Here is a 20,702-nt window from a genome sequence, read left to right on the forward strand (position 1 = left end):
GATCATAGGTCCAGGAAAGCCATGCTTACGAAAGACCAGTCGGCCCGTTCGGCCGCGCATTCCGGCCACGGCATCAATTTCCCGCGCCTCTACGACTTGATTGTGAAACTACTGGCCCGCGGGCGGGAAAGCACCTACCGCAAAGACGTCCTCGATCTGGCCGGCATCGTGCCGGGGGACCATGTGCTGGACATCGGTTGCGGTACAGGCACCCAAGCGATCGCGGCCTGGGGACGGACGCAGCCAGGAGGATCGGTGACCGGCCTCGACATTTCACCCAGCATGATCGAAGCGGCACAGCGAAAAAGCGGTCGCGCCGGTGTCCCCCTCAGCCTCTGTGAGGGTAGCGCCACAGAACTCTCGTTCGAGAGCGGCCGCTTCGACGTGGTTACCATCACGACGGTGCTTCACATGGTGGACGAGGCAAGGCGACGGGTGTGCCTGCTGGAAGCCCGGCGGGTATTGCGCGGCGGAGGCAGGCTGCTGATCGTCGACTATGGCGGCAACCCGCAACATCGGCGCCTGTCGGCGCGCCTGGGTCTTCACGGCCATTTCGACCTGCATGATCTGCGCGAACCGATGGGAGAGGAAGGTTTTATCGAAATCACAGGCGGTCGCCTTTCCTGGCTCGACCTCCACTTCCTGAAAGGAACGAAAGCTTAGCCGGGCTTGAGCGTTCAGGTCGTTCACTGGAAACAGGACCGCTAGCGTCAACTTGCGTCGTCGCGCGAGCCAATCCGGATCACTGAAGCAGGGTCACTATTCGCCTTCTACCAAGGATTCGTTCGGCCGTCGGCTCCTGTGGTGAAGGATCTTTGAGGCGCCAAGAGCACTCGTTCTGAGCCGATGACAGAATGACATATTGGGCCGTGAGCGGACCGGCAGCTTTGAGGCTCGAATCGTCAGAAGCGGACCTTTGGGCCGGCGGGGGCATCGACGTGATTTGACCTGTTCAGGACCTCCGCAGCGTATCGGTCAATGTCCGCGATTGCGCATAGCAATCCTTGTCCAAGCAACGGCCGCGAAGTTAAATGGTGGTCGGAAACGCCACGACTTACCCGGCCACTTATCCGACACCGCGTCAGGCACCTGCTGATCCGAGTCATTCCTGCTGCGGCTGAGAGCGGTCGCTCCGATAGCCTTATCACCGTTCCTCCGGAGGCTTGATGCCCGAGAACCGCCGCAGCAGGACGAGGTCGTAGGCCGCCTTGAGGATGCCTGCGAGGATGAGCGGCCAGCCGAACGGCGATGCGGTCAGCAGCCAGCCCGACAGTAGCGGCGCGACCGCTGCGGCTAGGCTCCGCGGCACCGCCGTCACGCTGGCGGCGGCAGGGCGCTCCTCCGGCCTTACCACGGCCATGACGTAGGACGACCGCGTCGGCACGTCCATCTGGGAGAGCAGCGCCCGCAGGATCAGCAGCCCGAACGCGGCCCAGCCAGTCGGAGCGAAGGCAGTCAGGATCAGGAACATGCTCGACGGCAGGTGGGTGAAGACCATGGTGTTGACCAGCCCGAAGCGCCGGGCCAGCGGCGCCGCCGCAAAATACGATGCCGCCGAACACAAGCTGGTCACGAAGAAGATCACGCCGATGGCGGACAGGTCGAGCACGAAGCGGGCGGCGAGCCACAGGGTCAGCAGGGAGTTGATCACCAGGCCTCCGCCGAAGGCATCGACCGAGAACAGCGCAGCCAGCCGATAGATGATGCCGCGCGACGGGCCGAGCGGTGCCGGGGGGCTGTCCGCGCCAGCCTCGATGCGGGGCGACAGGTGACGGTACAGCAGGAAGGTCAGCAGCCCGATGGCTCCATACAGCCCGAAGAGGAGCGTCGTTGTCGTCGACGGCGCCAGCACCGGGGCGAGCCAGTCCACCACGCCGACGAAGACCGCTCCGAGGGCGCCGAAGACGGCGCCGACGGCGCTGTAGCGGGCGAACACGGCCGTCCGGTTCTCGTCGGCGACGACGTGGGAGAGGACGGTGTGCTCGAGCGGCAGGAAGACGCTTACGTCACCTCCCGACGGGTTGAGCGTCCCGACGAAGGCGATGACGAGCAGCGGCCCGAAGCTGTCGATCCTGGCGAAGCCCAGCCCGGTCGCAGCCATCAGGAGCGCTGCGCCGAGAAGGGCGTGCCGCCGTCCCACCCGGTAAGAAAGCAGCCCGACCGCCAGGACCAGGAGCGCAGAACCCAACAGGGTCGCGGTGGAGATCAGGCCGACGGCGAAGGCATCATAGCCGAGACGGGAGAGATGGATCGGCAGCAGGATCGCGACATAGCCGTCCCCGAATGCGCGGAGCGAGCGTGCGACGAGAACACGCGTGAGGTCCGGAGACCATCCCGTGCCGTGATGGCCCGCGCCCGTCCCCGAGCTTGCTTCCGCCGGGTCTGGATCCTTGCTGTCGTGGACCACGCTGGACACGGCTTTTCCCTCTCGCAGTTCCCTGCCTCTCAAGGCGTGGGCTGATACACCCAGATCGCCGCGTCCCCGTGGCCCGCCCGCACTGCGAGGAACAGGCGGTCGAGTTCGGGCACGAACAGCGACGTGCGCGCTCCGGGAGCAGTTGAAGTACGCCCGACCCTGCGGAAGTTGCCGTTCTCCAGCACGAAGACATCCAGATGGCCGTCGCCGCAGCTTACGTAGACGCGGTGCCGCTTCGCATCCACGAACACGTCATCGGCATCCCCGCAGGACCGCGCGCTTGCGACCAGGGATCCGTCCTTCATCGAGAAAGCCGCCGGCGTCGCGGGCTTCCGGAACACGACGAGGACTTGGCCCGAGGCCTCGTCCAGCGCCATCGGGAAATTCTCGCGGGACTGGCCCATCGGCCAGCGGGCCACCACCCCTCCACGCTGGCGGTCGGCGACGTCGATCGCATGCGCGTTGGGAACGTTGACGAAGATCCGGCTTCCGCCGCTCTCGAGCCGGAAGCTTTCGGGATGGCCGTCCAGGGCAATGTCGGCGATCTTCCGGTTCTCCCCCGCATCAATGACCGCCAGCGCGCCCGCGCCATAGCCCACGAACACCCGGTTGTTCGGGCTGTCGACCCGGATATTGTCCGCGTCCTCGCCGAGGTCGATCCGCCCCCCCTGATCGAGGTTCCTTCCCCGGAACAGCCGCACCGATCCGTCGCCGGCGCTGGCGACGTAGAGCGTCCCCGTCGAATCCACATAGCCGACGCCCTGAGGTTCCCTGAATCCGCGAATGCGGCCCGAAACTTCGAAGGTTTTGAGATCGACGATCCCCACGCTGCCGTTGCCAAGTTCGGCCACGAACAGGCGTTGCCCGGGAAGGTCGACGGCCATGTGGTCGATGCGGCCCTTGACCTCGCCGAGCGGGATCTTCGCCACAAGCTGGCGGGGTGCGGCTTCGACCGCCTGCGCAGCCCGTGGCTCCATCGCGGCCGCGATCGCGGCCATCGCGAGAACGCTTCCCAGCAAAAAGCCCCGTTTCATTGGCGCGCCCTCAGCCCTTGCCGGCCTTCACGTGATCGAGCGCGGCGCGCAGCCCCTTGGCGAGTTTCCCGGCATCGTCATGCGCCCAGAAGTGCATGAAGAACAGCCGCGGCTGGTCCGCGAGCATGTGGTTGTGCAGGGCCATCACCTCGATGCCGTTCTCCGTCAGGGCGCGCAACACGGGGTTCACCTCCTCGGCCGTCAGGACGAAATCGCCGGTGGTCGCCGCCTTGCCGTCGCCTATGGGCTGGAAGTTGATGGCGATGGCCGATCCCATTGAACCCGGAACGGGCATGCCGCCGTCCTCCACGAGATCGGCCCGTGGGATCGAAACCTGATAGACGCCTCCGTTGGCCTTGCCCTTGTGGCCAAGCTCGCGGTCGATCCCGGCAGTGTCGAGATCAAGCTTCTCGTCGGCTTTGCCAGTCCGAGCCGCAGCAGAGGCGATTTCTGAGCCGGTCGGAGTGTGGCTCTTGCCCAGTGCCTGGCCAAAGGCCCGCGCCAATGTCACGGGGTCGCCGTGGCCCTTCACGTGCATGTACATGGTCGCAGGCTGCGACCGCAGCAGGTGGTTATGCAGCCCGGCGATCTCGATGCCGTTGGCGGCGAGGACCGTCATGACCGGGCTGACCTCGTCCTGGGTGAGCACAAGGTCGCCCATCACCACCGAGTCCGAGTCACTGTCGCCCATAGGCTTGAAGGCCAGCCAGGAGCCGAGCGCCAGCGCTGGCTTGATGGCGATGCCGTCGAGTGTGACCTTCAGATCCGAGCGGGGCAGCCCGATCCGGTAGATGCCGCCCGGCAGCTCGGTGCCGGATCTCTCGATCGCCCCCGCCACTGCCTTCCAGTCCGGTACCGCCAGTACAGGCTGAGCGACTCCGAGGGAGGCCACAAACGCCAGGCCAGCTACGATGTTTGCACGCATGGTATACTCCTGTACTCCCACCCCAAGTGCCCAAACCGGGCAAATGTCGTCCGCCGGGAATGCTGCCGCACCCGCGAATTTTGACGGGCGGGCTGCCGATTACGCCGCCGGCTTCATGGTGGGCGGCCAGCTATGTGTCTCCACCTTGCGGCGGGATGCCCAGGCATAGAGCGCGTCGTAGATGACGAAGCCGTGCTTCAGCACCTCATGGTCGTCGGGCGACAGGTCCCGCAGGCCCATCGAAATCGCCAGGAGTCCGGCCGACTGCGGCGTGAGGTCGTGTCGGTCGGTGTCGGCGCCGCCCACGATCGCGTCGATGGTCGTAATGGCGGGGTCGCGATCCAGCCCGTATTTGGAGACGAACGCGTCGAAGCTGCAGCCGTCGCCCACATGCGTGAACTCGACGTCAGGCACGTCGTAGGGTGTGGCCCCGGTATCCTCCGCGACCCGAGCCACTTGGTCCGGGGGCACGAAGAGGAATTCCGGCTCCTTGTCGATGAAGCGCGCGATCAGCCAGGGGCAGGCGATGCGGTCTATGACCGGACGTTCGCGAGCGACCCATTTCATGACGCAGTCCTCCCTTCTGCCAGATTATGCGGGACGGTCGGCGCGCCCATAGCGCGCCAGGGATTCCCGTCCCCTAATCGTCATCGTACTCGCCTCCACCTTCCCCGGAGACCGCCAACCGCCCATTTTGGGAATCCACGACGAACTTGCTGCTCTGTCCGGCCTTCGAGGCGATTGCCTCGTAATATCTGCCTTCCCGCACGATCTGCACGTTGAACCAGCCGTCCGCCTCGAGCTTCTGCCGAACCTGGGCCTCGCTGACTGGCTGGTCGCCCGGGATGAAAGTCGTCTCGTTCCTCGGCTGCGCCAGCACGATCGCGAGCCCGGCGGCCACCGCGAGCAAGACGCCGCTGATGACGCCAATGAGTGTTCGGTCCATGGACCTTACTCCGTCCGTTGCCGCTTTCCTCCGCCCGTAGTCCAGGGCCCTGTGAGGCTCGCAATCCCGTTCGGGATGCGTCTTCGCGGAGAAAGCGCGGGAAGCTTGTCGGAATGCTGCGATCCGGACGTTCACCCACTTACGGGGCCGCGCCCAGCTTCAGCATCCTCGCCGGGCTTCTTCTTCAGGCCAAAATCCTACGCCCGTTCATATCGTGATACAAGTGTTGCATCCACTGAGTTTGATGATACGGTTTTGCAATGACCGCTGACGTGAACGGGCCGAATGCCCCATGGTTGCTGCTGATCCATCAACTGCCGAGCAAGCCCGCCTATTTCCGGGTGAAGATCTGGCGCAGGCTGCAGGGCATCGGCGCGGTCGCGGTCAAAAGCACGGTCTATGCGCTGCCCGCGAATGCGGAGACGCAGGAGGACTTCGAATGGCTCCTGAAGGAGATCGTTGAAGGCGGCGGGGAGGCCCTCGTGTGCGAGGCGCGACTCATCGACGGCCTCTCGGATGGCCAGGCGCGTGCCCTCTTCGATGCCGCCCGTGACGAGGACTATGACGAAGTCGCCAAGGAGGCGCGAGACCTTGCCGCAAGGCTGGAAGCCAACGGCGCGGCGGCAAAGCGGGCCGAGAGCCGAGGCCAGATCGGCCGTCTACGCAAGCGGCTCGCCGAGATCGCCGCGACCGACTTTTTCGGCGCGACCGGTCGCCTCACGGCGGAAAGCCTGATCGCGGACCTGGAGCGCAGGCTCACGGAGGACACCGACATGGCCAGTGAAATGCCGCAAGCGCCGCAGCCTACAGCGGCGGATCTCAAGGGACGGATCTGGGTCACGCGCACGGGCGTGCATGTCGACCGCATCGCCTGTAGCTGGCTGATCCGCCGCTTCATCGATCCCGATGCCGTGATCCGCTTCGTGCCAGGCAAGGGATATGTTCCAAAGGAAGGGGAACTCCGTTTCGACATGTTCGAAGGTGAGATCACCCATGAAGGCGACCGCTGCAGCTTCGAGGTCCTGCTAGGCCGCGCCGGCATCACCGATCCGGCGCTTCAAGCCATCTCGGAGATCGTTCACGACATCGATCTGAAGGACGCCAAGTTTGGACGCGAGGAGACGACGGGCATCGCCCATCTCATCGCCGGCATCGCCATGGCCAACGATGAGGACGCTGAACGCGTCGCCAAGGGAGCCTCGGTCTTCGACAATCTTTACGAATATTTTCGCAAGAACCGCGGTTGAACGGCAGAAGCCAGCCGATGAATCACGCAAGCATGGTCGCCGCCGCGTCTGTAAAAAGCCTCGATGCCCCCGCCCACGGCATCCCCTTCGGTGAGGCGATGAAAGTCTGGGCGCGTGTCGCGGCCCTGAGCTTCGGCGGGCCCGCCGGACAGATCGCGGTCATGCATCGCATCATTGTCGAGGAGAAGCGCTGGATCGGCGAGACGCGGTTCCTGCATGCCCTGAACTACTGCACCTTGCTGCCCGGCCCGGAAGCTCAGCAGCTCGCAGTCTATATCGGCTGGCTCCTGCACAAGACCAAAGGCGGGCTGGTCGCGGGCATCCTGTTCGTGCTTCCGGGGGTGCTCGCCATCATGGCGCTGAGCTGGATCTACGCCATCTTCGGCAACGTCGGAGCGGTCCAGGCCCTCTTCTTCGGATTGAAGGCCGCGGTTCTCGCGATCGTGCTCGAGGCCGTGCTCCGGATCGGGCGGCGGGCCCTCCAGAACAATGTCATGATCGGCCTGGCCGCGGCCGCTTTCATCGCCCTGGCCTTCTTCCGGGCACCGTTCCCGCTGGTCGTCCTCGCGGCTGGCCTGATCGGGTACGTGGGAGGTCGGGCGGAGTGGACCGCGTTTCTCGCAAGCGGCGGCCACCGAAAGATCGGCGGCAACCAGGTCGCTGACGTCGACTCCGCTCTGGGAGAAGGAGTGCCTGAACATGCACGCCCTTCGTTGGGCTGGTATCTGAAGGTCGCCAGCGCCGGCATCCTCCTGTGGTTGGTTCCCGTTCTCGCGCTGCTGGCATTCCTTGGCCAAGACAATGTCTTCACCGACATCGCCATCTTCTTCTCGAAAATGGCGATGGTCACGTTCGGCGGAGCCTATGCAGTGCTTTCCTACGTCGCCCAGCAAGCCGTCGAGCATTATGGCTGGCTGAAGCCGGGCGAAATGCTGGACGGTCTCGGCATGGCGGAGACGACCCCCGGGCCACTGATCATGGTCACGCAGTTCGTCGGCTTCATGGGAGCCTACCGATCGCCCGGCTCGCTGGACCCGCTGCTCGCGGGCACGCTCGGCGGACTGCTCACCACCTGGGTGACCTTCGTTCCGTGCTTTCTGTGGATCTTCCTTGGCGCGCCCTACATGGAGGCGCTGCGCAGCAACAGGGCACTATCCGCGGCCCTGGCGGCGATTACCGCCGCGGTCGTCGGCGTCATCCTGAACCTCGCGGTGTGGTTCGCCCTGCACGTCCTGTTTCGTGAACTCTACGAAGCGCACGGACTCGGCATGACGGTCGACGTGCCCGTTTTGAGCTCCGTCAACGTCGCATCGCTGGTCCTGACGCTCGGCGCAATCGTGGCCGTGTTCCGCTTCAAGGTCGGCATGCTCACGGTGTTGGCCGGCTGCTCTATCCTCGGCCTGCTCTATGCATTGCTTGCGGGATCGCTCGGCGCGTGATGGGTCCGGGCCGAACTGAGCTACCGAAGGCAAGCTAGATCAACCAACGAGCGCTTCTCGCCCGGTTCTCAGCTAAGCGGCAAGCTGCGCCCCTTAGCCCTTCGCAGGCCATGCCTTGTGGAGGTCGTCGATGACAAATGCGTGCACGTGGTCGTGGCCATTTCCCTTCGCAACAAGGTGCGGATGATCTGCCGGGAGGTCGTCGTGGGTGTGCTCGATTGCCTCCGGATCGTGGGCGGGCCAGACCGCGAGCGCGACGGCGACCGCGGCAGCAGCAAGCCCGGCAAGGATGACTGCGGTCAGCGGCAGGCCGAGCTCCGATCCAGCCCATCCGGCGAGCGGATAGGCGATAAGCCAGCAGGCGTGCGAGAGGGCGAACTGCGCGGCGAAGAGTGCCGGACGGTCCTCAGGATTCGCGGAGCGGCGCAGGAGCCGCCCGGAAGGGGTCTGCGCCATCGAGTAGCCAAGACCGAGGACGAACCATAGCGCCAGCAGCCATTGGTAGGAGGCCAGCGCGGCCGCGGCGAGCGTTCCGGCCGCGAGCAGGGCCGCGCCGGCGAGCATCGCCGTGCGGTCCGGGACCGTCTCCAGCAGCCGCGGGAGCAGAAGCGCAGCGACCATGGACCCGCCTCCGAAGGACGCGAGCGCGATGGCCATCGCCTCCTGGTCGAGCCCGAACACCGCCTGCACAAAGACCACGGTATTCACAATCACGAGCGCGCCGGCCGAGGCCACGGCCAAGTTGACAGCAAGCAGTCCTCTGAGGCGCGGGGTCGCGAGATAGATACGGATGCCGCGCGTGGTCCGGTCGAAGATGCCGCGCGGCTGCGACGGCTTCGGGCTGGGCAGCGTCACGGTGAGCACGAGCGCCGCGGAGGCAAGAAAGCCGACAACGGTGCCGCCGAACAGGTCGTGGAAGGAGATTACAGTCAGGAGCGCGGCGGCCAGCATGGGACTGACGGCGCTTTCGAGGTCGTAGGCCAGACGGGAAAGCGACAGTGCCCGGGTGTAGTCCTTCTCGTCCGGGAGCACGTCCGGGATCGTCGCCTGGAAGGTCGGAGTGAAGGCCGCCGACGCGGACTGTAGCACGAAGATCAGGACGTAGACCTGCCACACCTCCGTCACAAAAGGGAGCAGCACCGCAACCGTCGCCCGCACGAGGTCCAGAGCCACCAGCATCGACCGGCGTGGCAGCCGCTCGGCAAAGGCGGAGGCGACAGGTGCGACCCCGACATAAGCGATCATCTTGATGGCAAGCGCCGTGCCGAGCACAACCCCGGCTTCCGCCCCGGCGAGTTCGAAGGCGAGCAGCCCGAGCGCGACCGTCAGCAGTCCCGTGCCCACGAGCGCGATCACCTGCGCGAAAAACAGGTGGCGATAGGTGCGGTTGGAGAGGACAGCCAGCATCAGAGATACTTCGCGATCTGCTTGAACTCATCGACCGAGCCGCGCTTCTCCCGCGGCAAAGGCCCGATGGTCTCCTCGAGGCAGTGGTCGAGATGGTCGTGGATCAGGGCACGCTTGGCCTGCGCCACCGCCTTCTCGACGGCATGCAACTGCTGGGCGATGTCGAGGCAGGGCTTGCCGCCCTCGATCATGCCGACGACGCTGCGCAGGTGCCCCTCGGCGCGCTTCAGGCGCTTCACGATGGTAGGGTGGGACCTGTGGGGATGCTCGACCATGCCTAGGGCCGTATCCTCCCCGGGGGGATGGAGTCAACCCGTTCTGTCGGACTGGCGCGGTCGCCTCGCGGGCGCCGCTCATCAGGCGCGCTCGTGGTGGCGATCGAGATCGGCGGGTTTTGTTTACGTCAGGAATCGGCGCTTTCCAAAACGGCCACCCGCGATGTCTGCTTCCAGGCACCGGCTAGGTTTGCCTCTATGGCCGCCATCGGCGCAAAGCTGCCCCTCAATTTGCGGCGGACGCAGTGAACTCCGGATCAGGTCTTTGCCTTTGGGTCCCGGATTCGATCGTCTCTCGTCCGACCGGGAAGGATTCACATGCAAACAGACCCGCCCCCAACCAATGCGGCCTAAGGCCAGGCGGGAAGCTGATTTGGGGTTAACCCGATGGACACCGAGCCGTCAGAATGCCGCCTGCCAACCGCTGGCGCCACGCTTGCCACGTTAGGCAGATTCGACTTTCTGGAGTGGGAATAGATTGCCTGCTGACGAGACCGAAAACCCTGCAATCCGCACGTGCTCTAGACGCCAGCTAGCCAATCTTATCCCGGCGACCGCCAACGGTTCGCCAAGAGCAATGCAATCAGCCACGCCCCCAGCCAGGATTACAATCGCGCAGGGAAATGATTTCTACCTCCGCATCATGTCGGGCGGACGGAGCGGCTGCTGGCGAGCAGCACCGATGCCGAAAGGATCACCACGATTGCGCCCGTAAGCACCGCGTTGCAAGTCAGGGCCCTCATCCCGGCGAAGCCCAGGAGCCACGGCGAAACAATCAGCCACGCGCCCAGGACCAGAGTGACCCACTCCTCCCAGAGTTGATTGCTCGAGAGCGCGGCTATGCCCAGAAGCCCGATCGCCGCACCGACCAGGTAGTGGCTCCATGCCACGGCTCCCGCGGCTACCGAAGCCGCGTAGAAATGCGGGATGATGACTGGAGATAGAAACACATAGAGCCCAATCAGCGGCAAAAGCCGATCCTGCCATCTCTGACCGTTCATGTTGCGCTCCATGAAGCATCTCGGCCATGAGCGCGGCCTGCCTCGGATGAGATTAGAGGATCGCCCTTGCCAGGCGGCATTGAGGGAAGTCAAAGCCGCTTCGGGGCTTGGTGCGGTGACCGGAGGAAGCAGTGATCTTCAGGACGGCATTATGCCCGGCTTCTCACCCAGTGCCTCAAGCATATTGCCGAGTGCATCGCGTTCACGGGAGGGTTCGAACCTCTCCGCCGACCGCATTTCGGCTTGCGTCACGCTATCGCTGCCAGTCCCCGTGCAAGCATGAATAGCGATGGCTTAAATTGATCCATCTGTGACTGCCAAGATCGATTACGGAGATCCGCAGCCGAGTTGAACCACCCGCCGCCCCCAACCTCAAGACGCAACGTCCGCACTTGGTGAATCTACGGGCGAAATCCACTTGACCTTTTCTTCTTCTATGAGCCGAACAAGAAGATCTATCTTCTTCGGATCAGTTTCCGTCTCAAGCCTTTTCTCGAAGTTCCTGATATTTTCCAGATGTATAAACTTTCGATGCTTATCAGTCACGGCGCGCTCCTTTGGAGGCAGCGCCCCCTGCACCGCGGCTATACACCTGCACATTTAACCGGTCTAATCACATTACTGCCAAATCATGCTCCATAAATGGTAGGAATGCCGACCGGAAGGAATAACAGTTTACACCCGTTACAACTGCAATCAGGTACTCCAATGTCGGCCGTTCCGAACCCTGTATTCCTCGGCTACGGCACCCAGGGCCGCTACCTACGCAGCGATTTCTTTGCCTGATCTACCCTGTGCAAAGAAAAGGGACCCGCGCCCTTGAGGGCGCGAGTCCGACGATAGGAGAATCCTGCGAAGCGGAAGCTCAAGTCTTGTGGGACCGCACAGTCTCTATGTTCCCGACGTCGAGCGAGGAAGCGCTTTCGCTCTGTCTCGAAGCGCCTTCGCGATGGCGCTCACCTCCGCCGGCAAGCCCCTGGCTGCCGGTAGAGCCTGCCTGCCGCTGCGGCTCGCCCGTCGACGTTGAGGCTTGACGGCCTGCCAGCCCCCCACGCTGGGGCTCCCCGCCTGAGTGCTCGCCTCCCGCGCCTACTGTCAGGCCCTCGCGCTTGGCCTCCTGCTTGACCGTTTCCTTCGCGGTCTGCAGCACGGTACTCGCGCGGCTTCCGATCTCCCCGAGCAGGTCCTCGGCCTTTTCGGACGTCAGCCCCTGCTTCTCAGCTTCCTCGGCAACCTTCTCGTAGGTCCCGGCCGCGACGGCTTTCGCCTTGTCGTAGCCTTGGGCGGCCATGTCGCTAGCCTGCTTCTTCACCGCATCGCTTGCCTCGCCCATCAGCCGATCTTCCGTCTCGGTCTCCGGCAGCGCGGCCCCAAGAGCGGCGCCTATGGCCAGGCCGATCGCGCCAAGCAGCAAAGGCTGCTCGCGCATCATGCCGGTCAGCGACTCAGTCATGTGTCGCCCTTGCCGGACTGCGGTTCCCCCCATGCGGGAAGCGGAGTCGCGCAGATCGTGCATGCCCCGGCTCGCCGAATCCTGCATCGATGACGCTGTGTCCCGCATGCTGGCGGCAGCACCCATCACCGACTCGCGCACGCCAGCGGCCATATCGGCGGCCGAGGAAGCCATGGACGAAATGCCCTCGCCCGCGCTCCTTCCAGCGTCACGGACCGACTCCGACGCCGACCCGACGCCCCAGTCTGAGCTGCCGTCCGAGGACCACTCCGAGGCGCCGGTGCGGTAGCCGTCCGATCCGTTGCCTCCGCGCCGGACATGCGTATCATAACCGCGAGGATAGAAGCCGCCGCTCCGGGCGCCGCCAACCATCATCCAAGCGATGCCCGCGCCGATCAGCAACAGTGGCGCCGGGTTGTCCTGCATGGTTCGGCCGAGATTGTGCATCACCTTTCCGCCGCCGGTGTCCTTGGTGTAGCCGAGGACTTCGTCGAGCATCTGCCCGGGTGACATCTTTGCGCGCAGTTCGTCCAGGGTCTCGCTGACGCGGGCGCGGGTCTGCTCGACATCGCGCTCGATCTCGCTGCTGGATTTATGTCCGTTTGTGCTCATCGTATCTGCTCCCTGGCTACCAGTGCGTCACGGCGCACCTGCTCGAGTGTGCGGTCGGGGGCGAGATGAGATGCCTTGAGGCGGCCCAGACCGACCGAGAGGAGTATGACGCCGACAAGAAGGACGACGAGGCTAACGACCAGCAACGCCCAGTGCTCTTCCATGCCTTGAGCGACCAGAAAGGCCGATATCGCCTGCAGCAGTATGACGATGGCTGGGATCATCAGAACCCCCGCAGCGGCAAGCATCCCCATCGCGCCGGTCATCTTGCCGATGTTCTCGGAAGTTTCCGTCCGGGCAAGGCGGATTTCCTGCCGGAAGAGCGTGGACATCTCGTTCACGAGCGTCGACAGCAGTTCGGGCAGGGAGCGAGTGTCATGAATCGACATTATGGCATCTCCCCAATTGAGGACGGCGTGGAGGGCATGGTCTGACCGACGCCGCCGCTGCCGTACCGGGTTTCAGTTCCTGTCTGGCGCAGCCCTTCGGCCATTGCGCGACTTCCGGCCTGTTCCCCGCGCCGGGCACCCGCACCCCCATACGAGCGGTCCTGACCGGCGTTCGCATAGGACTGGACGGTTCTGCTCTTGATGAAGCGCGAGAGCACGAAGCCAGCAAGAACCGCGCTGCCGAAGAAGGCCGCCGGCTGTCGGCGAGCGAAGTCGTCGACCATATCGACGAACTCCCCTACGCTGCGTCCGCGAACCGATGAGGCGGCACGCTCGAGGCCATCGGCGGCTTGGCGGACATAGCCTGCGATCTCCGGCGACTGCTTCTCGAGATCGTCGGCGGTGTTGCGGGCCACTTGCGCGAATCCCTCAATGCGGTTCGCTCCCGCCTCCTTGCCGTGCTCGGCAAATTCCTCTGCCTTATCCCTGGCGCTCTGGGCCGCATCCTTGGCGCTATCGCTGACGGTATGGGCTGCGTCGCTGATGGCTTCCTTGGCATTGTCGCTGGTGGACTTGGCGCCGCTGTGCGAGCCGGCGGGGTCCTGCCTTCCAGGGCCTGAAGGGCCTCCCGGCCTCCAGCCCGTGTCTTCGTTGCTCATGGACGTGCTCCGGTTTGCTTGGGCCGCGCGTCTCTGGACGGCGGCGAATTGCTTTGCCAAGCTCAACTGGAATGTTCGCATCCGGTTCCCGCGGAGGGTCATATTCCTGCCGGATTTCAATTTTTGCGGCATGCCGGGGAGCAGAACCAAGCTCAGTGAGCGCTCACGGCACAATCCGCTCAGGAGCGGCCCAAGTCCGCCACGGCGCTCCGCTCGGCAGGCCGGGAAAGCCAGCGGCCGAGCCCAGCGTTCACTTCACCTGCGGGAAACCAATTCGCCGCCCAAAATAATCCATGAGCGTCCCTGGCTCGCATCGCCGAAGACAATTCGGCTAGTCCTATCCTTGCAGCATGAAGCCCGAGCGATCACGTAGCCTTTCGGATGCGCCTGCAACCATTCGTCGATCTGTTTCTCATCGACATTGGCCACTGGCTTCTCTGCCCGCGAGAGAAAGCCAACCTGTCCCTGATAGTGGCCCGCGAACCCCCAGTCGGCCCCGCTCTGTCCGGCGACGAATTCGGCCAATGGCTCAAGGTCGTAACGCTCCGGCAAGAACGGGAACACGGCGAGTTGTCCCACGCAGAAAAGCGCGACCATCGCTCCGGAGCTTATGGGAAAGGCTTTGAATGGAATGGCCGCCATCAAATATGCAAACAGCACTATGAGGACCGGGAGGAGCGGCATCAGATAATGCGGCTGCTTCCCGGAAATCAGGCTGAAGAGGACCAGTTCCAGCAGCAACCAAAGACCGAGAAACAGCAGAATTCGTTGTCCACCTCGATCTAGCCCCTCCCCGCTGTATAGCCGGCGGACGGGACGCAGTCGCCACATATCCCATGACAGCACCCAGGGGAGCAGCATCACCGGCAACAGAAGGAGGTAGAAGTAGAACGGCCTTACGTGAGCGCCCTCGAGAGAGCCGGAAATTCTCCCGGCAGCCTGACGCCAGACAAGGTTGTAGGCATAGTCCCAGCCCGCCTGATGAAAGGCCAGGCCGAGCCAGGCAACCGGCATCATGGCAGCGACGAGCACAGCTATCGGCAGCCGGCGGTAGAACTGCCGAGGCGTTATGCTCGAAACCGGGTCACGCCAAAGGGAGTAGAATGCGACCGGGAAGCCGACATGTATGAACACCACTGGCCCCTTGGCCAGGAGGCAAAGCCCCAGAAACAAACCCGCGAGCGCCGCATGCCGCCAATCTCCATCCTTCGACAGGCGGATCAGGGCCAGGAACGACGCAACGACAAGTGCCGTAAGGAGCAAATCGAAAAATATCAGGCTGGCATAGATCAGGAAGGGGACGCTTCCAAGCAGAAGCCACGGCGCCCTCTCGGCCATTCCCTCCATATTCGGAAACAGCGCCCGTGAAAGACGCTGCGTCAGATAGATGATGGACGCAGATATCGCGAATATCACGACCAATGCCGCAGCACGGCTGACCCCGAAGATCTCCCAGCCAAGATCGATCAGCCAGAAAAGCAGCGGGCCCTTCTGGAAATATGGTTCGAAGTTGAGCGTCGGCACGAACCAACTTTCACGCAGGTACATCTCCCACGCTATCGTAAGATATCTGGTCTCGTCCGGCGGAATGATTGGTCGAGCCGCAAAACCGACGACGAAGAAGACTGCAAGCAACAGGTAGGGAAGAAGCGGCGCGATCGGCGGTTTGGTCAGCATTCAGCGGCATCGCCCGGCTCGCTGGCCGCCGGCCGGCTGAGATGGAGATTACGAAGATAGATAAAGATACCTGTCGCCTGGCCGATGATGAACACGGGATCTCGCCGGTACACGGCGTAGGTGAGCAGGACGACGCCCCCAGCCAGGCTGAAGTACCAGAACGCCCTTGGAACGACGCTGCGCCGCCGCCGCTCGGATGCAATCCACTGCACGAGGAAACGCATGAAGAACAGGGCCTGCCCAAGCAGCCCTATTCCCAGCCACAATGTCGAATATGTCACGGCGCCTTCACCGGGTTGGTTATTTCCTTGGGTGCGTAATCGCTCGGCAGCCGCCGTCGCTGAAGCCACGCCGCGCCTGCAAGATCGACGGCTCCTACCAATGCGCGGTTCCAGAACCCGTACTTCGAGCGGCCCTTTACGCGGGGCCGGTGCGAGACCGCGACATGGTGGAGTTCGACCCCGTTGCGCAATAGCATAGCGGGGAGAAACCTATGCACATGGTCGAAATAGGGCAGCGCCAGGAAGTCCGCGCGCCGGATCAATTTGAGACTGCAGCCCGTGTCGCGCGTGCCGTCCTTGAGCACGGCGGCTCGGAACTTGTTGGCCAGCCGAGAAGAGATCCTGCGCAGCGGGTTGTCCTTGCGGACTGCCCTTTGTCCCAGGACCGCTGCCCGTGGCTGCGCGGCGCTCGCCCGACGGTAGCATTCGAAGAGCGAAGAAATGTCGGCCGGATCGTTCTGGAGGTCGCCGTCCATGAAGACCAGGAGATCGCCCGTCGCGGCTCTGGCGCCCGACAAGAAGGCTGCCGATTGTCCGAGAGGCCGCTCATGCCGGATTACCCGAAGCATCGGCACTTGCGCTTGCAGCGCCAGGAGCCTTTCCAAGGTCCCGTCCGTGCTGCCGTCGTCCACGTAGACGATCTCGCGGATGGGACTTGGACCGAGCGCAGCCAGTTGGATCTCATCGACAAGGATGTCGATGTTTTCCGCCTCATTCAACACCGGAACGATTACGGAGATCGCGGTCCCCGCCGCCCCCGCTTCTTCTACGACGTTGTGCATGGTGAGCGGTGACCGTGGGGATCGTTCATCTAGGGCTCCGAGTAACTCTTGCGGCGCATACACGGCTTGTCCCGATGCTTCCAGCCCCGAAGACGATGGTGATCGATCGGCACTCACATCTGGCGTGGCAAAACCAGTATCCACATCGAGCTTGAACCCCGACTTCTCTACCAAATCTGCGGATGTAAGCATGGTCCACTACTTGCCCCTCGCCCTCTGCCAATTCAGCAACCCCTAGCCCTAAGGGCTGGGCCTTCCAGGGTCGAACAGCACGTCGAGTCCATCCTTGCTCCTGAGAAATGCCGCATAGCAAGCGTCCTGAGCAGTTATAGGCCCAACTTTTTCACACCTAAGACCCCACTTGGCCGCCAGCGTCTGGCTCATCGCAGTTCCGTCCCAACTCCGTAGCGCGCACCCGCACCTCCCTGATCAATGTATACTCACTTGATAGTAAAAGCATTCAAAAGGATTGTTCTTTGTAATTGCGGAAGCACGCGCCCGCCGCTAACTCAACAGAGCTCTTCGACAGTTTCGGTCGTTGCCGTCATTGGAGAAAATATCTGTCTTTATCCTGCGAACCCGTAATGGAGCGCGAATAATGCGCAGTTCCCGTGTTAGCTCGCTTCGGAGACGTAAAGATGGTCGACATGGCTCCGGCTTAACCCACGAGCTGCACCTTTTGAGCTGAGTTGACACGCCGTCCCGTTATCGTGTGATTATCTATTCCCGGAGGCGGTATTTATCCTTGCCGCAAGGAATATGAGAGGTGGACGATGTGGCCCGACCGCCGCGTGATTGATCTTCTCGGAATCGAGCTGCCGATCATCCAGGCCCCTATGGCGGGCCCGGTCTTCTCGGACATGGTGATCGCCGTCGCCGAGGCGGGAGGGCTCGGATCGCTTCCCTGCGCCACCATGAATGCCGAGCAGGTGCGCGCAGAGTTGGGCATCATCCGCAGCCGCACCAGCCGTCCGATCAACGTAAACTTCTTCTGCCATACGCCGCCTGCCGTGGACCCGGCGCGGGAAGCTCTCTGGCGGCAGCGCCTTAGAAACTACTATGTGGAGTTCGAACTCGATCCCGACGGCCCGATCCCGACGTCGAATCGCACCCCATTTGATGACCAACTCTGCGCATTAATCGAGGAGTTCCGGCCGGAAGTGGTCAGCTTCCATTTCGGACTTCCAGAACCACGCCTGCTCGACCGCGTGAAGCAGACAGGCGCGAAGATCCTGTCCTCGGCCACCACCGTGAAGGAGGCACGCTGGCTTGAGGAGAACGGCGCCGACGCGATCATCGCTCAAGGTTTTGAGGCCGGCGGCCACCGCGGCTTGTTCCTCGATGAGGACATATCCACACAGGTCGGCACCTTCGCGCTCGTTCCGCAGGTGGCCGATGCTGTGAAGGTTCCGGTCATCGCGGCGGGCGGCATCACCGATGCGCGTGGGATCGTTGCCGCTTTCGCGCTGGGCGCCTCGGCGGTGCAGATCGGCACGGCCTACCTGTTCACGCCGGAAGCACGGCTGGCGCCTCCACATCGCGCTGCGCTTCGAGAGGACAGGGCCGAGGAAACCGTCCTGACGAACATCTTCACCGGGCGGCCTGCACGAGGCATCGTTAATCGCATCATGAGCGAGGTGGGGCCCATGACAGACACCGCGCCTGCGTTCCCGCTCGCGGGCGGTGCGCTGGCGCCGCTGCGGGAGGCCAGCCTGAAGGCGGGGTCGGGCGACTTCATTTCTCTGTGGTCGGGGCAATCGGCAAGGCTCTGCCGGGAAATGCCGGCGGGCGAACTGACCCGTCGCCTCGCATCGGAAGCGTTCTCGCGGCTTTCTCGGGACGATCTGGCCTGAGGCTGATCTCTTTCCCGGTTTACCCTGCTGGCGATCCAGCAGGGTAGACCGGAGGGCATTCTCATGGCGACACTGCCATCGCATAAGCGAGCAGGGCCGGACCGCACTCGCTGACGGCCCTAGTCGACCGTCAGCTTGCCCTTCATGTTCGGATGGAAGCGGCAGTAGAAATCCACGGCCTCCTTCTTTTCGAGGCGCTGGGTGACCGACTTCTTGGCAGGGAGCATCACCTCCCATTCGCCCTTAACGGTCGCCGTGTGCACGACGGGATCCTTGTTGATCCATTCGATCGTGTCGCCGACCTTGGCCGAGATGGCGGTCGGCGAGAACGCCATCTTGTCGATGACCACCTGAATGGTCTCTGCCTGCGCCGCCTGAGCTATTGCCAGCGGCAGTACCAGCACGACGGCAAGCCATAAGCTGCGATGCTCGATGGACATCGGCGCGTTCCCCTATTTGAGTTCGGCCGCCACCTGCTCGGCGTGGGCCTGATGGCCCTGGAACAGCTTAAGCCCGGTCTCCAGCAACTGCTTCAACTCTGCGTTCTGGGCCGAAGGGATCAGCACCTTCTCGAGCGCCTCGTTCACCTGCTTGTGATAGGCCACCTCGTTGTCGAGGTAGGCCTTGTCGAAGGCGGCGCCGTCTAGGGCCGAGAGTTCGGCGCGCTTCTCGGTCGCCGCCTTGGTCAGTGCCTTGCTGGTGGCGTTGTCCTCGGGCGTGACGTTGAGCTTCTTCACAAGGTCCAACGCCTGGACGTTCACTGCCTCGTGGTCCTGGATCATCTGGTTGGCGAAATCGACGACATCCTTGGTCTTCGACTTATCCTTGGCGAGCTTCCCCGCCTCGACGTCGATGACCCCTGCCGTATAGGCGATATGTGCGATCTGTGGATCGGTGGGCTTATCCTGCGCCTGGGCAAAGGGCGCGGCAGCGAAGAGGCATAACCCGGCAAGCGCCGCAATTGGGCGTACGAACATGATTATCTCCTTATCCCGGCGACTTGCAGCCGGGGTGCGTTTCAGTCGACGCTGATTGGATGCCGCCTGCCCGGAAACGTTCCCGGGAGATTCATACGGAGAAGCCGAGCCGCCGCATGACGGCTGAAGTCAGCCGGGCGCAGCGGCGGCCGGCGAAGGGAAAGGCGTCAAGGAGGACTGCTCCGATTTGCGATTGGAGTTCCTTCCGCACCATCGAACGGGCCCGATGAAGGCGGGTCTTGACGGTTTGTGGCTGCAGTTGCAGCAGGTCGGCAGTTTCCTCCACGCTCATTCCTTCGATCACCCTGGCCACGAAGACGGTTCGGAAGCCGTCCGGGAGCTTGTCGGCCGCTTGTTCGACGAGCCGCAGGATCTGGCGCTGCGCTATCGTCCGTTCCGGATCGCCAGCGTCAGGACTGCCGGGAAAGCGGATGATTTCGGCTTCTACAACTTGGGAGGGATCAAGGCGGGCGTTCTTGGCGCGCCGCCGGCTCCGCAGCCTTCCCAGCGCCTCGTTGATGGTGATGCGCGAGAGCCAAGTGGAGAGGCTTGAGCCGCCGCGAAACGCGGCGAGGTTTGAGAATGCCCGAACATACGCCTCCTGGACGACGTCCTCAGCCTCGGCGTCGTCGCGGATGACGGCTCGCGCGATATGATAGAGGCGCCGATTGTTTCGCTTCATGATTGTGCGGAACGCCTGATCGTCCCGCGCAAGGGCTCGGGAAACGAGTGCCATCTCCTCGCCATGCGGACCATGCTCGGCGGTATTGGCTTGAGCTGCCTGCATCGCACTCTCCCCTTGCGGCTTATCCGTCTCGATTCATTGGATGGCGCTAGGAAGGAAAGGTTCCTGTGGTGCCCAGTCTAGCGAACGAAAGATGCTCTGACGAGGATCTGGACGAAGAGTGTTCGACCTGGACATTCGCCAGCCGCTTCATGGCATGGTCGGCAACGCCACGCTCGCAGTGATGGACCGGCAAGGGAAAGTACCCTTCACATATGGGTGATGGGCGCTGTGCGGTCGGGTCGAAGCACTAAGTATCCTTTGACAGTCAACTATCTCCCTGAGGTCATCCGTGAACGCAGGCTGGTTCTCAAAACCTGTTGCGGTCGCAGTGGGTATTATCGGCGACGTTCGGAACATATCCAGCGCCAGCGAGGCCGCGGCTCTGCTTCAGAGCAATTGGCGCGAACAAGGCAGCGCCAAGCAGCAAGCCGCATTGCGCGCCTGCCTGGCCGCCATGTACGCTGGCGCCTCTCCCGAGAAAGCCAGAGCTGCTTTCCTTGAGGCGGCAGAAGAAGCGCGCGTGCTCGCGGAATAGCTTCGCG

General features: G+C 63.3%; 23 protein-coding genes. 6 read left to right on the forward strand and 17 right to left on the reverse strand.

The features are described 5' to 3' along the window. Positions 1–21: 21 nt before the first annotated feature. Positions 22–663, forward strand: a complete 642-nt coding sequence (locus tag HUI96_RS01615) for a class I SAM-dependent methyltransferase (RefSeq protein WP_188252872.1) — start codon at positions 22–24, stop codon at positions 661–663. Positions 664–1,144: 481 nt separating this feature from the next. Here HUI96_RS01615 and HUI96_RS01620 read toward each other — a convergent pair whose 3' ends face one another. The 5 genes from HUI96_RS01620 to HUI96_RS01640 all read right to left on the reverse strand — a co-directional run bounded on the left by HUI96_RS01620 (position 1,145) and on the right by HUI96_RS01640 (position 5,321). Next, the gene (locus tag HUI96_RS01620) at positions 1,145–2,416 is read right to left on the reverse strand and encodes an MFS transporter (RefSeq protein WP_337917834.1); all 1,272 of its coding nucleotides are present in this window, start codon (positions 2,414–2,416) and stop codon (positions 1,145–1,147) included. A 29-nt stretch (positions 2,417–2,445) separates the two neighbouring features. Continuing rightward, the gene (locus tag HUI96_RS01625; protein WP_237683904.1) at positions 2,446–3,414 is read right to left on the reverse strand and encodes a YncE family protein; all 969 of its coding nucleotides are present in this window, start codon (positions 3,412–3,414) and stop codon (positions 2,446–2,448) included. 46 nt (positions 3,415–3,460) lie between these two features. Further along, positions 3,461–4,375 carry a DUF1259 domain-containing protein gene (locus tag HUI96_RS01630; protein ID WP_188252873.1) on the reverse strand — a complete coding sequence of 305 codons (915 nt, stop codon included), beginning with the start codon at positions 4,373–4,375 and terminating at the stop codon, positions 3,461–3,463. A gap of 99 nt (positions 4,376–4,474) precedes the next feature. After that, positions 4,475–4,942: a chromate resistance protein ChrB domain-containing protein gene (locus HUI96_RS01635; protein ID WP_188252874.1), complete on the reverse strand. Its 468-nt coding sequence runs from the start codon at positions 4,940–4,942 to the stop codon at positions 4,475–4,477. A gap of 73 nt (positions 4,943–5,015) precedes the next feature. Further along, on the reverse strand, positions 5,016–5,321 hold the full coding sequence (locus HUI96_RS01640) for a PepSY domain-containing protein (protein ID WP_188252875.1): 306 nt from the start codon (positions 5,319–5,321) through the stop codon (positions 5,016–5,018). A gap of 260 nt (positions 5,322–5,581) precedes the next feature. On the opposite strand from HUI96_RS01640, the gene HUI96_RS01645 reads away from it, so the two are divergent. Then, entirely contained in the window at positions 5,582–6,568 is a 987-nt protein-coding gene (locus HUI96_RS01645) for a chromate resistance protein ChrB domain-containing protein (RefSeq protein ID WP_188252876.1), read from the forward strand. 17 nt (positions 6,569–6,585) lie between these two features. Beyond that, complete coding sequence (gene chrA, locus HUI96_RS01650) at positions 6,586–8,007, forward strand: chromate efflux transporter (RefSeq protein WP_188252877.1); 1,422 nt, start codon at positions 6,586–6,588, stop codon at positions 8,005–8,007. Between the two features lie 93 nt (positions 8,008–8,100). Here chrA and HUI96_RS01655 read toward each other — a convergent pair whose 3' ends face one another. Together HUI96_RS01655 and HUI96_RS01660 are read right to left on the reverse strand one after the other, a co-directional pair. Further along, a complete protein-coding gene (locus HUI96_RS01655; RefSeq protein WP_188252878.1) occupies positions 8,101–9,414 on the reverse strand; it encodes an MFS transporter in 1,314 nt (437 codons plus the stop codon). Continuing rightward, positions 9,414–9,689 carry a metal-sensing transcriptional repressor gene (locus tag HUI96_RS01660; RefSeq protein ID WP_188252879.1) on the reverse strand — a complete coding sequence of 92 codons (276 nt, stop codon included), beginning with the start codon at positions 9,687–9,689 and terminating at the stop codon, positions 9,414–9,416. The genes HUI96_RS01655 and HUI96_RS01660 overlap by 1 nt, the downstream gene beginning before the upstream one ends. A gap of 96 nt (positions 9,690–9,785) precedes the next feature. Here HUI96_RS01660 and HUI96_RS01665 point away from each other — a divergent pair, with 96 nt between their 5' ends. Then, positions 9,786–9,938 (forward strand): hypothetical protein, encoded by a 153-nt coding sequence (locus HUI96_RS01665; protein WP_188252880.1) that lies wholly within the window; start codon positions 9,786–9,788, stop codon positions 9,936–9,938. 392 nt (positions 9,939–10,330) lie between these two features. Here HUI96_RS01665 and HUI96_RS01670 read toward each other — a convergent pair whose 3' ends face one another. The 7 genes from HUI96_RS01670 to HUI96_RS01700 all read right to left on the reverse strand — a co-directional run bounded on the left by HUI96_RS01670 (position 10,331) and on the right by HUI96_RS01700 (position 16,543). After that, positions 10,331–10,690, reverse strand: coding sequence for an SPW repeat protein (locus tag HUI96_RS01670; RefSeq protein ID WP_188252881.1), 360 nt, complete (start codon positions 10,688–10,690; stop codon positions 10,331–10,333). An 865-nt stretch (positions 10,691–11,555) separates the two neighbouring features. Further along, positions 11,556–12,755: a DUF3618 domain-containing protein gene (locus HUI96_RS01675; protein ID WP_188252882.1), complete on the reverse strand. Its 1,200-nt coding sequence runs from the start codon at positions 12,753–12,755 to the stop codon at positions 11,556–11,558. Beyond that, positions 12,752–13,144: a phage holin family protein gene (locus tag HUI96_RS01680; RefSeq protein ID WP_188252883.1), complete on the reverse strand. Its 393-nt coding sequence runs from the start codon at positions 13,142–13,144 to the stop codon at positions 12,752–12,754. The genes HUI96_RS01675 and HUI96_RS01680 overlap by 4 nt, the downstream gene beginning before the upstream one ends. After that, positions 13,144–13,803, reverse strand: coding sequence for a hypothetical protein (locus HUI96_RS01685; RefSeq protein ID WP_188252884.1), 660 nt, complete (start codon positions 13,801–13,803; stop codon positions 13,144–13,146). The genes HUI96_RS01680 and HUI96_RS01685 overlap by 1 nt, the downstream gene beginning before the upstream one ends. A 255-nt stretch (positions 13,804–14,058) precedes the next feature. After that, positions 14,059–15,480 (reverse strand): glycosyltransferase family 39 protein, encoded by a 1,422-nt coding sequence (locus tag HUI96_RS01690; protein ID WP_188252885.1) that lies wholly within the window; start codon positions 15,478–15,480, stop codon positions 14,059–14,061. Continuing rightward, a complete protein-coding gene (locus HUI96_RS01695) occupies positions 15,474–15,761 on the reverse strand; it encodes a lipid-A-disaccharide synthase N-terminal domain-containing protein (RefSeq protein ID WP_188252886.1) in 288 nt (95 codons plus the stop codon). The genes HUI96_RS01690 and HUI96_RS01695 overlap by 7 nt, the downstream gene beginning before the upstream one ends. Beyond that, on the reverse strand, positions 15,758–16,543 hold the full coding sequence (locus tag HUI96_RS01700) for a glycosyltransferase family 2 protein (protein ID WP_188252887.1): 786 nt from the start codon (positions 16,541–16,543) through the stop codon (positions 15,758–15,760). Before HUI96_RS01700 ends, HUI96_RS01695 begins: the two co-directional genes overlap by 4 nt. A 773-nt stretch (positions 16,544–17,316) precedes the next feature. Here HUI96_RS01700 and HUI96_RS01705 point away from each other — a divergent pair. Continuing rightward, positions 17,317–18,396: an NAD(P)H-dependent flavin oxidoreductase gene (locus HUI96_RS01705; RefSeq protein WP_188252888.1), complete on the forward strand. Its 1,080-nt coding sequence runs from the start codon at positions 17,317–17,319 to the stop codon at positions 18,394–18,396. 119 nt (positions 18,397–18,515) lie between these two features. On the opposite strand, the gene HUI96_RS01710 is transcribed toward HUI96_RS01705, so the two are convergent. The 3 genes from HUI96_RS01710 to HUI96_RS01720 form a co-directional block, all read right to left on the reverse strand. Next, a complete protein-coding gene (locus tag HUI96_RS01710) occupies positions 18,516–18,836 on the reverse strand; it encodes a cupredoxin domain-containing protein (RefSeq protein WP_188252889.1) in 321 nt (106 codons plus the stop codon). A gap of 12 nt (positions 18,837–18,848) precedes the next feature. After that, a complete protein-coding gene (locus tag HUI96_RS01715) occupies positions 18,849–19,373 on the reverse strand; it encodes a DUF4142 domain-containing protein (RefSeq protein WP_188252890.1) in 525 nt (174 codons plus the stop codon). Positions 19,374–19,464: 91 nt separating this feature from the next. Next, positions 19,465–20,160 (reverse strand): RNA polymerase sigma factor, encoded by a 696-nt coding sequence (locus HUI96_RS01720; protein WP_188252891.1) that lies wholly within the window; start codon positions 20,158–20,160, stop codon positions 19,465–19,467. Positions 20,161–20,449: 289 nt separating this feature from the next. On the opposite strand from HUI96_RS01720, the gene HUI96_RS01725 reads away from it, so the two are divergent. Further along, on the forward strand, positions 20,450–20,695 hold the full coding sequence (locus HUI96_RS01725; protein WP_188252892.1) for a DUF982 domain-containing protein: 246 nt from the start codon (positions 20,450–20,452) through the stop codon (positions 20,693–20,695). Positions 20,696–20,702 lie beyond the last annotated feature (7 nt).

The organism is Pseudaminobacter soli (ex Zhang et al. 2022) (assembly GCF_014595955.1).
Taxonomy (GTDB): Bacteria; Pseudomonadota; Alphaproteobacteria; order Rhizobiales; family Rhizobiaceae; genus Kumtagia; species Kumtagia pseudosoli.